This window comes from Acinetobacter sp. 129952 (assembly GCF_056642055.1).
Map to the genome: position 1 here is coordinate 386,381 of NZ_JBWVSU010000002.1, position 13,224 is coordinate 399,604.

Sequence of the window (13,224 nt, forward strand, 5' to 3'; positions counted from 1 at the left end):
AACATGAATAACTCTCTTTTTATTCCACAGCCAGGTTTTCGTTTTTATTTTAAAGAACATCCTGACTATATTTTTGAAATCGGCTCTGTAACCTATAACACTATACGATATGCAGCAATTGCTGGTGGAAAATCATTTTCAATTACCCCGAATGAGTTTGAAAATCGCTTCAAAAAAGGTGAAATTTTATGCGTCTTTGCACCTGATAAGCTGATGATCAACCCTAAACACAATTCAGAAATACATCGTAAAGAGCGTTATGTCATTAGCGCTCTTCAATTTCTAAAATCTCCGACGAGCCCTAAACATTTATCAAAATTAATAGAGCAGATCTCCACTGAGATTAAAGATCCTCATCCTCCTTCCTGCCGTACTGTCGCAAGATGGGTTACTAAATATAAAAGTTTTTCGCAGAACAAGCTGTGTTTACAAGATAAATATATAGGCAATCATCATTTAAGATTCCCACCTGAAGTCTACCAAATTCTGAATCAAGCAATTAATGACGTCTATTTGAAGCCCGAATATAGAACTGGTAAAGACGTACAAGCCTATATGCTTGGTCGATTCATGGAGCAGGGCATCCCATTAGAACAGTTACCCACACTGAGGAGTATCCAACGGCATATCAAAAAATTGGACCCTTATATTGAATTAAAAACAAAGAAAGGCTCGCGAATAGCTAAGAAAAAGTTTCAAGCTGCCGGCAAAAGTATTATTAGCCCCTTTGCTCTTTATATGGTCGAAATAGATACACATTATCTCGATATTATTATCATCGATCCAAAGAATAAGGTTGCTTTGGGACGACCATTCCTTGCTTGTGCAATTGACGTTTATTCAAGAGCAATTGTAGGCACATATATCAATATGTACCCCCCTAGTGCTGCTACTACTTTAGAAGCTATTAAGGATATGGTTACTCGCCCGAATCATAAATTACCAGGAGGAATTCCGAGCATCATCATTCCAGACAATGGTGTGGAATTTAAAAATAATGCTCTCGAAAGAGTTTGTGAACAACTAAAAATTACTTTAACTCCATCTCAAGTTGGTACACCTAATAACAAACCGCATATTGAACGTTTTTTTAGTACGCTGACACATGGGATTCTTCAAAAACTCCCTGGAACAACTTTCTCAAGTCCAATAGATAGAGGTAATTACAAGTCCAATAAAATTGCTCAACTGACTCTAGAACAATTGAAACAATATGTAGATACATGGATCCATGATGTTTATCACAAATCTATTCATCATACGACTGGTCGCTGTCCTATTATCATGTGGCAAGATGCAATCGAAGATATTCGGCCCAGTTTTCTCACAGATATAGATGCAAAAATTTTATGTCGCAGGCCTATTGAAAGAAGCATTAATCACGGTCAAGTCCGAGTAGACAGTATTAGTTATTTTTCTCATGCACTAACAACTCTACAAGCGCAAGGCATAAAGACCGTTACCGTGCTTATAGATGATTTAAATTTAAATGAAGTTTATGTTATAGACCCAAATAATAAAGATGTCGTTATTCAAGCAGATTCAACCAATCAAGACTATACATTTGGCTTATCACGAGTAACCCACCTTGAAGTTCAAAAACTAAAGAAAGCCCAATCTCGATCCGACAAACAAAGGATTGGTGCAATGTCAGATTTATATCACCTGTATAAACTTATGCACGAGATACAAAGTAATCTAGTGAAACATAAACCGCGATTAAAGCCACTTACTTTAGAACTCCCCAAACAACTTAAAAGAGTTGAGGAACAGCTTTTTTCGAAGGAAAAAGATATTACTGAACAACCTATTTCCACTATAAATACAGCTACTCCAATTGATCAGTTTGGTTCTTTGGAGGTATTTAAACATGGAAAAATTTGACAATCGATTTGAAAGAATTCGATCTATTAACAATATTGTCATTACTTCTAATGAATTTATGGCAGCTTTTACGGGTATACAAGATTGCGTCAAAAGAAGTATTTCCTATAGTGAACCAGTTGGAAGCATGCTGCTGGCAGAGGGGGGATTAGGAAAAACAACCTTGTGCAAAGCAATCTTAAGCTTGATGCCACGTTCAGAAAGAATGGAAAAGGATCATAAAAAATTTATTATCCCAGTATGCTATGTAGAAGTACCCTCACCTGCCACCGTGAAGTCATTAGCCATAATGATGCTCAAAGAACTGGGAGATCTTACTTGTGAAAATGGATATGGCACGACTGAATACCTAACAAGTAGGCTCATTCATTTACTAGCTCAATGTGAAACTAAGCTCATATTTTTAGATGAGTTCCATCATTTATTTGAGCGTAAACCTACGTCTACAAGAATGAATCGGACTACAGGGAATTGGATTAAAACTTTAGTGAATAGAACTGGGATCAGTTTTTGTTTAGTTGGTTTACCAGAGTTCGTACCACTACTTCAAATTGATAGCCAAATTGCACGTAGATTTCCATTCATCTACCAGCTAAACCCATTAACTGTTGATCCATCACAGGGTGGGAGTATGTTTGCATTTCTTGCCGAGGTTTCAAGAACTCTCAATAGGCAAAATATCTCCTTCATGCCAGCACTAGATAGCCAACTTGTAGGCATGCAAATTCAATTAGCTACGGAAGGCTATCACTCATACATCATGAGCCTAATTAGAGAAAGTATTGCGCATGCTTTAAACGATGGTCGGCAAGTCATTAACTCTAGTGACTTCAGTTATGCCTGGAAATTAGGTATCACGCTATACATTAGCAAACAAAGTAAAAATCCTTTCGAAATGAATATTTCTCAAATCATATCATTCATGAAATAAACATAATTATGCAAAATACTCTTTTAATACAAGCTATTCCCTACGAAGATGAATCGCCAATCAGCTTCCTACTAAGAACCGCTAAACTTAATGCACATAGTTCAATCTCTAATTTAGTAGGGAAAGAAAACTATCAATCCGTCCTTAAAGCATCACTAAATTATCATCTTGCAGATGAAGCACGCTTTAGCTTAGTTTTAAGTGCTTTAAATATAGATAGTGATTACTCACTTTTAGCTTTTGAAAGATCAAAGCCAACGAGTAGATCTCCAAGAACACTAGGAGCAATTGAAATCCCCCATGAGTTGCTAGAATTAAACAATATACGTTACTGCCCTCTATGCCTTTGTGAAAAGGCATATCTAAGAAAATTATGGATGCTAAAACCTATCTATGCATGTCCGATACATTCTTGCTTTTTAATTGATTCTTGTCCAAAGTGTGAGAATCCAATTACATCAAAAGCTGGTGTTGAAAACTGTGCTAGTTGTGGTTTTGAATTAGATAAAGCTCCAGTTAAGGAAGCAGAAACAATAGAAACTGTATATTGGTTTATAGACGTTCTAAATTTCAACTCCAATAAATTATTCAAACAGTTTGCAGCTTGCTGGAATGCTTTTAATGAATTCTTTAAGTTCGATGGAACTAATACTGATTTGAAAGTTTTCCTTTCTGTCTATGAATATTTTCATAATCCTGAAATTTCAGCACTAAAACTCAGTGCTCTTATTAATTCTAAAATCAGATATTCACACCCAAGAGTACAGTTGATACCCTTTTTTAAATATGAACAATTCTTCAAGACTCATATTAAAGTTGTTGAAAAAAATGCTAATGAATACAAAATTAGTGAAAATAGTATTGCTAGAAAACTGAGAAATCATGAGATAAAGCATATTTTGAAGGTTTCTCGTTTTGAACTTGAGAAATTGATTGAAAACGACTATTTAAATTTGGGGAAGAAAGAGCTTTATCGTGGAAGTATCTCGAGTATAGATATTGAGCGCTTTATTATGGGCCTCAATAACGAGGATAAACCTGCATTAGATACACTAGATGCAATAGCAATCAGTAATGACCACATTGATCTAAAACAAGTTTCTGAAATTTTAAAAATCAATTATGAAACTGCTAGAAAACTTGCAAATATGGGTTGGTTCAATTCAGAAGAAAACTATCTAGATACAGACGATCCAAAAAAATATTCAAAGAAAAAACTTCATGAATTCGATAGAAAATATATGCTGATCGCACTTTTAGCGAAACAGATCAACGTAAACCCTACGAATCTCGTAGAAAAATTAGCGTCAATAGGTATTACGCCCGTTCATGGAGCTCATATTGATTCGACACCAATTAATATTTTTTTAAAGACAGATGTTCAAGATATAAATTTAAAAAATTTAGACATGATTCAACACTATCCAACACGAACAGGTAGGCGAAAAGATACGTTAGAATCGATAACCACCAATGTGGCTTATTACTCGTTAAAAGATGCATCTGCACTTTTAGGCATTAGCCCGAATAAAGTTGCGGTACTTGTTCAAAAAGGGATTCTTAGAAAAAAAGAGAACAGCCCTTTATCTGTTCAAATTGAAGCTTGCTCCCTATTAAATCTTAAGAATAAATTATTAAGCGATGAGTTTATTTCCTACTTAGACGCTGCAAAGCGATTGAACTGCCCTATAAATTGGATGAAAAAATATTGGGTCGATACAGGCTTCTTAGACCTTGAAGATTTAGTCTATTGGAAGCTTATTTATAAAAATGAGCTTACTGAAGTTCTAGATTTAAAAGAAGAATTCATTACTGGTGCTGAGGCAAGCTCTCTTTTAGGTATGCGCCACTCCCATGTCACTAACTTACAAAACCAGGGTCTCATAAAGCCTCACTATTTTGGAAAAACAGATAAAAAAGTAAGACTTTTCAATAAAAATGAAGTTTTAAAGTTTGTAATACAGTAATTTGATGACGTTCTTCAGATCCCATCTAATCCTTATGTTGGGATCTTCTTACAATTAATAAAGCCTCATTAGGAACTTCAACTTTAACTTTTATTTTAACTTCATTTCCATTTCGGTCTTTGGTTTTAGTTATATATTGAATTAAAGCATTTGAATAGCCACTAAAATTCTAGACACACGTATTGGCTATCCTTTCCCAAAGCTCAATTTGACCTAGCCTTAGAGATTCATAAAGAATATTTTACAGCTTCAAAAGCTGCTGAGTATTTAGGTATGCATCACACGCATATGACTAATTTAGTAGCTCAGGGGTTGATTAAGCCTATCTTTCATGGCAATAAATTTTATTCCGTCCGACTATTCGAAAGGAAGGAGGTTGTGAAATTACTCGAAGCGGGTTATGGCTATAAGAGTAATTAAAAAATCTTAACTTATGTGTCAGATATTCTCAGAAAGTCTTAACTTATGTGTCAAAACCTCGTTAAGATTAAATGTCAACAAAACTAAGAAATATTTGATTTAATTAAGTAAATCAATCTCACATTATTTGTCATTTAACGCTAAGTTGTCATTTGCGACACATAAAATGTCATTGAACGACACATAAGTTGTTATTGATAAAAAAACCGCCATTCATGGCGGTTTTTTATTTTATTGAATTTAAAGATTTATTAAAGCGTTAAACGATTTAATCGTTTTAATTCTCGAATTAAACCTGAGTGATCCAAACCGCCATCTCCAGCATTCACCATACTTTCAAAAAGTTGATCTACCAATTTGGCAACAGGCAAATTCAATCCTAAAGTTTGAGCATGTGCCATGGCTGTGTTTGTATCTTTCAATTGAGTTCTAGCCGTACCACCTGGTTCAAAGGTCTCGTTTAACATTCGCTCACCATGTTGTTGCAAGATAGACGAATCAGCAAAACCACCTGAGAGTGCCTCTTTGACCTTACGCGGATCTGCTCCACCTTGTTGCGCCATAAGCAGACCTTCACTAACCGTTGCAATTGTACTAGCAACAATCATTTGATTCACCAGTTTAGCCAATTCTCCACATCCCGTTTTTCCAACAAGGACGGAGCGTCCTAGCGCTTTAAATACAGTTTCAGCTTGTGAAAATACATGCTCATCGCCGCCCACCATAATCGCTAAATTAGCATTGATTGCACCTTTTTCTCCACCAGATACTGGTGCATCCAAATATTGCAAACCCAGTTGACTACATCTTTGAGATTGTTCCTTTGCCTTTGCGACTGGAATGGAACTCATGACAATCACGGTACTTTTAGGCTTAAGCTGACTGACGGCACCTTGCTCCTGAAATAGAATTTCATCGCAGGTTTTACCATCACTCAACATACACACTAAAAATTCAACATCAACGCCAACTTGACTCAATTCAGGACAAGCAACGGCACCAGCATCAAGCAAAGTTTTAAGTTTCGAGGGCGTTCTATTCCATACTTTTACATCATGCCCCGCATTTAACAAGTTTATGACCATTGGTGTACCCATGATGCCTGTACCCACAAAACCAATCTTCGCCATTATCTAAACTCCGTTACCGTTTGTGCTTTAACTTGATGTTGCTCTGCTTTAAGTGCATTAGATTTTAATTTCCCTAATAGCAATAGACCAAGACCACCCATGGCAACAAAAGATGCGATAACCAAAAAGGCGATAGTATAGTTTCCAGTTGTGGTATATAAATATCCTGTCAAATAAGGCCCTGTAAATCCACTTAAATTACCTACTGAGTTAATCAACCCAATACCAGCTGCGGCACCCACACCTGTCAGCGTTTGGCCTGGAAGTGTCCAGAAGATATTAATGGCGCTAAAGACACCAATTGCTAAGAAGATAAAGCCGACAATAATGGCCCAAGGTTGATTAACGACCAAGGCAATAGTAATTGCAATAGCTGCCATCAATGCGGCACAAGCACCATGTTTATAACGCTCTTGTTTACGATCTGAACGACGGCTCCATAAAATCATCCCAACTGCAGCAAATGCATAAGGAATTGCAGTTAACATACCATTTTGAATTAGCGTAATTTCCATACCAAAGGTATTGCGGAAAGATTCTAATACGCTTGGTAAGAAGAAAAACATTGCATTTGAACCAGACGTAATACCGAAATAAACCATTGCCATAATCCAAACCAGTGGATTCTTAAAGACCTGTTTAATCATCTCGCCTTTAGTTAGGTTTGAATCTTCAGTTTTTTCTTTTTCACGTTCTTCACGCTCTAACGTATTCATTAACCAAGTACGTTGCTCTGTAGACAACCACTGTGCTTCTTTTGGTGTATTGGTCAAATATTTTAGACAGACAATACCTAAAATAATTGAAGGAATGCCTTCTAGGATATACATCAAGCGCCAGCCTTCATAGCCAATGGTATCTCCCCATTGCATTAAGCCAACTGAAATTGGTGCGCCAATAATTTGTGCAATGGGCAATCCTAAATAGAATGTTGCAAATACACGAGCACGGTAGCGTGCCGGAAACCATAATGTGAGATAGAAAATAACACCCGGGAAAAAGCCTGCTTCTGCGATGCCTAACAAGAACCGTAATACAATAAACTGGGTGCCATTTTGAATAAAGCCCATCATTGCCGCAATAATGCCCCATGTAATCATAATACGGGCAATCCAAATTCGGGCACCAAAACGATGGAGTAGAATATTACTTGGAACTTCAGCAATGAAATATCCGAGAAAGAAAATACCAGCACCTAAACCAAAGATGGTCTGGGTAATACCAATAGCGTCATTCATATGCAAGGCTGCAAAACCGATATTAGTTCGGTCCAAGAAAGCCATAACAAATAAAATAACGAGAAATGGAATAATTCTTTTTGAAATACGTTTAATGGTCTGCTCTTCCAACGCAGATACAGGTTTAATATCTTCCATAATATTGCCTCACTTTAATCGGCTGTCCCAGCCATTACTTTTTGGGTATCTTCAATATGTGCTTGAATAATGCTTTCAAAACTTTCATCGGCCTTGAAACCCAAGGATTCAGCATATTTAGCTTTTACTTGGACAGGCCAGCTTTGTACAATACGTTGAATGGTTTTATCTTCTTTCCACTCCACTAATTCAACTGCTTCTTTACCTTCAATATTTTCCAAAGCATCAAGCATTTGTTGAACAGTGACCGTTAAACCAGGGAGTGGGATAATGCGGTTATCCGATAATTTTGCGGGTGAAAGAGTCGCAGCATGAATCATGGATTCGACACAACGACGTGGAGAAGTAATAAATACAGGAGTATCGGCTTGAACTGGACAAATAGCTGTTTCGCCATTTAAGGGTTCACGAATAATAGAACTAAAGAAGGTGGAGGCCGCTTTATTGGGTTTCCCAGGTCTGACTACAATGGTTGGTAAACGTAAAACTCGCCCATCAATAAAGCCTTTGCGTGAATAATCTGAAACCAATAATTCACCCACTGCTTTTTGCATGCCATAAGATGATTTAGGGGTAACGACTGTTTCATCTGTCACAACTTCTGGCAATTCACCGCCAAATACAGCACAGCCACTGGCGAAAATGACCCGCGGTTTTGAACTTTGCTTTCGTAATGCCTCCAATAGGCATAATAAACCGTATAAATTAACATCCATCCCTAGGTCAAAATCTGCTTCAGCAGCAGAACTGACGACTGCAGCCAAATGCCAAACCACATCAATATCTTGTGTGATGTTTTCGACCAAGGCTTTGTCCGTAATATCACCAACAATGACTTCAATTTTAGGGTCTTGGGGTAGCTCTTCTCCTGCGAAGGCATCAAACAAAATGACTTTATCCACTGTTTGAGCTTGTTCACCATCAAATGTAAGACTGCCTAACGCTAAAATTTTGTTGGCAATCTGCTTTCCAATAAAACCTGTTCCACCGGTAATTAAAACCTTCATTTATTCGTCCCTGTTTTTATTGAACTTAAGATATTTTCTATTTCAGCTAGTAGAAATTAGCTTAGTTGCATCAATAATTACCAATGAATAATTCTTAATAATTGATAGCCTGAGGTTATCGAATAAATGAATGAAAATTGAGTTCCCAAATTTTAAATGAATGACTTTTCAAACCATTAAATTCACTTAATGGCCAAAAAAAAATTTAAAATATGCCAAGATCCAAGTGGAATAGAGTAAAAATTCGCCTACATTTTTGAATTAATCTGTGTATTTTTTAGTAGTAGCTCAATAAAATTCTGTGCCGTTTCAGAGAGTTTCTCTCCTTTGCGTGTCAATATTCCATAATCCTGTGATTCCAAAACTAAATCTGTTTGTAGTATATGTAACTTTCCATCAGAAACATGCTGACTGACCATGGCTTCTGGAAGCATGCCGATCATTGGTGCACCTTGTAAAATCTGTAAAAAAGTCTGCATAGACATAGTATTAACAGTATTTAATGGAATATTGACATTTACTCGGGTGAAAGCTCTTTCCATTCGTTCACGGATGGGCGTACCTTTAGGATAAAGTACCCAAGGCCACTTCATTAATTCTTCTAACTTACAGAATGTTCGTTGCGCAAAAGGGTGCTGACTATTGACCACAATACAAAATGGTTCTGGGCCAAGCGCTTGAAAATCAAAAAATTGCGCTTGCGTAATATTCGTAAATCGACCGACAGCAAGATCCAAAGTATGCTCGCTCAACATTTCCATCAAATGATCACTGGTTTGTTCCACCACATCGATAGACAATAATGGCCATTTTTTTTTAATTTCAATTACAGTGTTTGGAATAACAATTGCCGTCGCAGCAAAAATCCCCCCCACTTTTAAAAAACCATGTCCGCCTTGACGCAGTATTTCAATATCTTCAACAAAATTCTTGGCATCATTAAGTACCCTTTGAGCATATCTCACCACTTGTTGCCCCAATGCCGTGACTGGCATGCTTTTAGACTGTCTTTCAAAGAGTTTAAAACCCAGTAAATTTTCAATTTCTTTCAACATTTTACTAATAGCAGGCTGACTTAAATTCATTTGTTCTGCGGTTAAGTGCATATTATTGGTTCTTGCCAAGGTTTCAATTAAAACCAAATGACGAAATTTCATCCAATTGTAAAAACTTGAATAGCTTAAATTTGACATTAAAATTCTCTTTATTGCGATAACTAGAGGTTATTGATTATTGAATATTTGCGATTGGAGTTTATTAAAAAGGAATCCTATCATGATTTCAATTCAGACAAGGACGCAAAGATGAACTTCTCGTTAAATTCAAATAATTCATTGCCAAGTGACGGTACTCAAGGATGTCTCATTGGTCGCGCATGGGTACCCGGTGTATTGTCTGGTCCATCGCCCGTTATTTTAAGAGATAATCTCGTTTTTGATATTTCAGAAGACTTCAACACAATCACCGAATTATTTGAACAAGAACATCCTGTTCAAGCATTGGCAAAAATTCAAGGAAAATGCTTGGGTACAATTGATGAGATTTTTGCCAATACCCATAGTCAACCTAACCCAGATAAAGCCTTTTTTTTAGCACCCATTGACCTTCAAGTCATTAAAGCGGCGGGAGTGACTTTTGCAGCCAGTATGTTGGAACGTGTCATTGAAGAACAAGCTGCTGGTGATGCACAAAAAGCGCAAAATATTCGTGAAGTGGTTCAAAGTGTGATTGGCGATAGTCTTAAAACCATCCAACCCGGATCAGAAAAAGCACTTGAATTGAAAAAATACTTAATTGAACAGAATATGTGGTCGCAATATCTTGAAGTCGGTATTGGCACTGATGCTGAAATTTTCACCAAAGCACCTGTATTGGCTGCTGTTGGCTCAGGGCAAAAGATCGGGATTCATCCTAAATCTGAATGGAATAATCCAGAACCTGAAGTGGTTTTAGTCGCCAATAGCCAAGGAAAAATTTTAGGTGCAACATTGGGTAATGACGTGAATTTACGTGATTTTGAAGGACGCAGCGCCCTACTTCTCAGTAAAGCAAAAGACAATAATGCGTCATGCGCAATTGGTCCTTTTATTCGTTTATTTGATGACACCTTTACGCTAGATGATATCCGTTCATGCGATGTCGAATTAGAAATTACAGGGACAGATGATTTTGTGCTGACGGGCTTAAGCTCTATGTCTCAAATTAGTCGTGATCCTGAAGATTTAGCCCAACAAACATTAAATGAAAATCATCAATATCCAGATGGTTTTGTATTGTTTCTGGGTACTTTATTTGCACCCACCCAAGACCGTGAAGAATTAGGTGGTGGCTTCACACATAAAATGGGCGATATCGTTCGAATTCATACCCCTAAATTAGGCACATTACACAACACGGTGACTACCAGTGATACAGCGCCATCTTGGAACTTTGGTATTCATGCATTAATGCGCAATTTAAAACAACGTGAATTACTGTAATTTTCACATATTATCCCTAGTGTAATATCCAATATTTACATTGCAATTTATGCTTTTGGGATCAATCAACTTTAAAAAATCATAATTCATAAACATTTAACAATATCTAGCAAGGATCTCAGAATGACTGATCAAAGTAGACGGATTTTTTTACGTAGCCAAGAATGGTTTAATGATCCAGAACATGCCGATATGACTGCTTTATATGTAGAACGCTATATGAATTATGGCTTAACACGTGAAGAGCTTCAATCTGGCAGACCCATTATTGGTATTGCCCAAACTGGCAGTGACTTAACGCCCTGTAACCGTCATCATAAAGAGTTGGCAGAGCGCGTAAAAGCAGGTATTCGTGATGCTGGCGGTATTCCAATGGAATTTCCAGTACATCCTATTGCTGAACAATCACGTCGACCCACTGCTGCTTTAGATCGTAATTTAGCATATTTGGGTTTAGTCGAAATTTTACATGGTTATCCATTGGATGGTGTTGTACTAACAACAGGTTGTGATAAAACCACACCAGCCTGCTTAATGGCAGCAGCAACCACAGACTTGCCTGCCATCGTTTTATCTGGTGGCCCCATGTTAGATGGTCACTACAAAGGCGAATTAATTGGTTCGGGCACCGTTATTTGGCATGCACGTAATTTATTGGCGTCAGGAGAAATTGATTACGAAGGCTTTATGGAAATGACCACATCAGCATCTCCATCTGTGGGTCATTGCAATACCATGGGCACAGCACTTTCAATGAATGCCCTAGCCGAAGCTTTAGGAATGTCTTTACCGACCTGTGCCAGTATTCCTGCACCTTATCGTGAACGTGGTCAAATGGCCTATCTTACAGGTAAACGTATTTGCCAAATGGTTATAGACGGCTTAAAACCATCTAAAATTATGACTAAAAAATCCTTCGAAAATGCGATTGCAGTTGCATCGGCTTTGGGTGCATCAAGTAATTGTCCTCCGCATTTAATTGCGATTGCACGTCATATGGGTATCGAACTTACATTAGATGATTGGCAACGTGTCGGCGAAAATGTCCCCCTTATTGTCAATTGTATGCCTGCAGGTAAATATTTAGGTGAAGGATTCCATAGAGCGGGTGGTGTTCCTGCAGTGATGTATGAATTACAAAAAGCAGGTGTCCTGCATGAGGATTGTGCATCTGTGAGTGGGAAAACGATGGGAGAAATTGCACAACAATCTCAAACATCGAATGCTGATGTTATTTTCTCTTATGAAAACCCACTTAAACATGGGGCAGGTTTTATTGTTCTGAGTGGTAATTTCTTTGATAGCGCCATTATGAAGATGTCTGTGGTGGGTGAAGCATTTAGAAAAACCTATTTATCGAATCCCGACCAAGAAAATAGTTTTGAGGCACGTGCAATTGTCTTTGAAGGGCCAGAAGACTATCACGCCCGTATTAATGACCCTGAACTCAATATTGATGAACATTGCATTTTAGTGATTCGTGGTGCAGGTACCGTTGGTTATCCAGGCAGTGCCGAAGTCGTTAACATGGCCCCTCCTGTTGAATTAATTAAAAAAGGCATCGACTCTTTACCTTGCTTAGGAGATGGTCGTCAAAGTGGTACATCTGCAAGCCCTTCCATTTTAAATATGTCCCCTGAAGCGGCCATTGGCGGTGGAATTGCGTTATTACAAACCAATGATCTATTAAAAATTGATCTAAATAACCGCTCTGTCAATGTGATTATTTCAGATGAGGAACTTGAAAAACGTCGTCAATCTTGGACACCATCCACTCCAGTATCACAAACACCATGGCAAGAAATGTATCGAAATATGGTCGGTCAGCTCTCAACTGGAGGATGTTTGGAGCCTGCAACATTATATATGCGCGTCATCAATGAGAAAAATCTACCAAGACACTCTCACTAATAAAATATTTAAGGAACTGGTTATGATGATTGGGAAAAACTTTATTGCAGGTCAACGCAGTGCGTTAGGACATGAAATCTTACATAGCGTTCATGCCACCACGGGTGAAGCTTTGGCT

At 37.6% G+C, this 13,224-nt stretch carries 10 protein-coding genes; 6 read left to right on the forward strand and 4 right to left on the reverse strand.

Annotated elements, in window-relative coordinates; translation table 11 throughout:
- Positions 1 to 3 precede the first annotated feature (3 nt).
- The 4 genes from AC1IR0_RS04295 to AC1IR0_RS04310 all read left to right on the forward strand — a co-directional run bounded on the left by AC1IR0_RS04295 (position 4) and on the right by AC1IR0_RS04310 (position 5,202).
- Positions 4 to 1,884, forward strand: coding sequence for a Mu transposase C-terminal domain-containing protein (locus AC1IR0_RS04295; protein WP_479741192.1), 1,881 nt, complete (start codon positions 4 to 6; stop codon positions 1,882 to 1,884).
- Positions 1,871 to 2,815, forward strand: coding sequence for a TniB family NTP-binding protein (locus AC1IR0_RS04300; protein ID WP_479741193.1), 945 nt, complete (start codon positions 1,871 to 1,873; stop codon positions 2,813 to 2,815). The genes AC1IR0_RS04295 and AC1IR0_RS04300 overlap by 14 nt, the downstream gene beginning before the upstream one ends.
- An 8-nt stretch (positions 2,816 to 2,823) precedes the next feature.
- Positions 2,824 to 4,782 carry a TniQ family protein gene (locus AC1IR0_RS04305; RefSeq protein ID WP_479741194.1) on the forward strand — a complete coding sequence of 653 codons (1,959 nt, stop codon included), beginning with the start codon at positions 2,824 to 2,826 and terminating at the stop codon, positions 4,780 to 4,782.
- A 225-nt stretch (positions 4,783 to 5,007) separates the two neighbouring features.
- Positions 5,008 to 5,202 carry a helix-turn-helix domain-containing protein gene (locus tag AC1IR0_RS04310; RefSeq protein WP_479741201.1) on the forward strand — a complete coding sequence of 65 codons (195 nt, stop codon included), beginning with the start codon at positions 5,008 to 5,010 and terminating at the stop codon, positions 5,200 to 5,202.
- A gap of 251 nt (positions 5,203 to 5,453) precedes the next feature.
- On the opposite strand, the gene AC1IR0_RS04315 is transcribed toward AC1IR0_RS04310, so the two are convergent.
- The 4 genes from AC1IR0_RS04315 to AC1IR0_RS04330 form a co-directional block, all read right to left on the reverse strand.
- Positions 5,454 to 6,332 carry an NAD(P)-dependent oxidoreductase gene (locus AC1IR0_RS04315; RefSeq protein WP_479741195.1) on the reverse strand — a complete coding sequence of 293 codons (879 nt, stop codon included), beginning with the start codon at positions 6,330 to 6,332 and terminating at the stop codon, positions 5,454 to 5,456.
- On the reverse strand, positions 6,332 to 7,708 hold the full coding sequence (locus AC1IR0_RS04320) for an MFS transporter (RefSeq protein WP_479741196.1): 1,377 nt from the start codon (positions 7,706 to 7,708) through the stop codon (positions 6,332 to 6,334). Before AC1IR0_RS04320 ends, AC1IR0_RS04315 begins: the two co-directional genes overlap by 1 nt.
- A 14-nt stretch (positions 7,709 to 7,722) precedes the next feature.
- On the reverse strand, positions 7,723 to 8,715 hold the full coding sequence (denD, locus tag AC1IR0_RS04325; protein WP_479741197.1) for a D-erythronate dehydrogenase: 993 nt from the start codon (positions 8,713 to 8,715) through the stop codon (positions 7,723 to 7,725).
- Between the two features lie 248 nt (positions 8,716 to 8,963).
- Complete coding sequence (locus AC1IR0_RS04330) at positions 8,964 to 9,908, reverse strand: LysR family transcriptional regulator (protein WP_479741198.1); 945 nt, start codon at positions 9,906 to 9,908, stop codon at positions 8,964 to 8,966.
- Between the two features lie 111 nt (positions 9,909 to 10,019).
- Here AC1IR0_RS04330 and AC1IR0_RS04335 point away from each other — a divergent pair, with 111 nt between their 5' ends.
- Both AC1IR0_RS04335 and AC1IR0_RS04340 read left to right on the forward strand, forming a co-directional pair.
- Entirely contained in the window at positions 10,020 to 11,195 is a 1,176-nt protein-coding gene (locus AC1IR0_RS04335; protein ID WP_479741199.1) for a fumarylacetoacetate hydrolase family protein, read from the forward strand.
- 123 nt (positions 11,196 to 11,318) lie between these two features.
- Positions 11,319 to 13,106 carry an IlvD/Edd family dehydratase gene (locus tag AC1IR0_RS04340; protein WP_479741200.1) on the forward strand — a complete coding sequence of 596 codons (1,788 nt, stop codon included), beginning with the start codon at positions 11,319 to 11,321 and terminating at the stop codon, positions 13,104 to 13,106.
- The last annotated feature ends 118 nt before the right edge of the window (positions 13,107 to 13,224 follow it).

Bases quoted from the DNA above. Each gene is read 5' to 3' on its own strand.
- AC1IR0_RS04295 (WP_479741192.1), top strand. From the start codon at position 4: ATGAATAACTCTCTTTTTATTCCACAGCCAGGTTTTCGTTTTTATTTT.
- AC1IR0_RS04300 (WP_479741193.1), top strand. From the start codon at position 1,871: ATGGAAAAATTTGACAATCGATTTGAAAGAATTCGATCTATTAACAAT.
- AC1IR0_RS04305 (WP_479741194.1), top strand. From the start codon at position 2,824: ATGCAAAATACTCTTTTAATACAAGCTATTCCCTACGAAGATGAATCG.
- AC1IR0_RS04315 (WP_479741195.1), bottom strand. From the start codon at position 6,332: ATGGCGAAGATTGGTTTTGTGGGTACAGGCATCATGGGTACACCAATG.
- AC1IR0_RS04320 (WP_479741196.1), bottom strand. From the start codon at position 7,708: ATGGAAGATATTAAACCTGTATCTGCGTTGGAAGAGCAGACCATTAAA.
- denD (WP_479741197.1), bottom strand. From the start codon at position 8,715: ATGAAGGTTTTAATTACCGGTGGAACAGGTTTTATTGGAAAGCAGATT.
- AC1IR0_RS04330 (WP_479741198.1), bottom strand. From the start codon at position 9,908: ATGTCAAATTTAAGCTATTCAAGTTTTTACAATTGGATGAAATTTCGT.
- AC1IR0_RS04335 (WP_479741199.1), top strand. From the start codon at position 10,020: ATGAACTTCTCGTTAAATTCAAATAATTCATTGCCAAGTGACGGTACT.
- AC1IR0_RS04340 (WP_479741200.1), top strand. From the start codon at position 11,319: ATGACTGATCAAAGTAGACGGATTTTTTTACGTAGCCAAGAATGGTTT.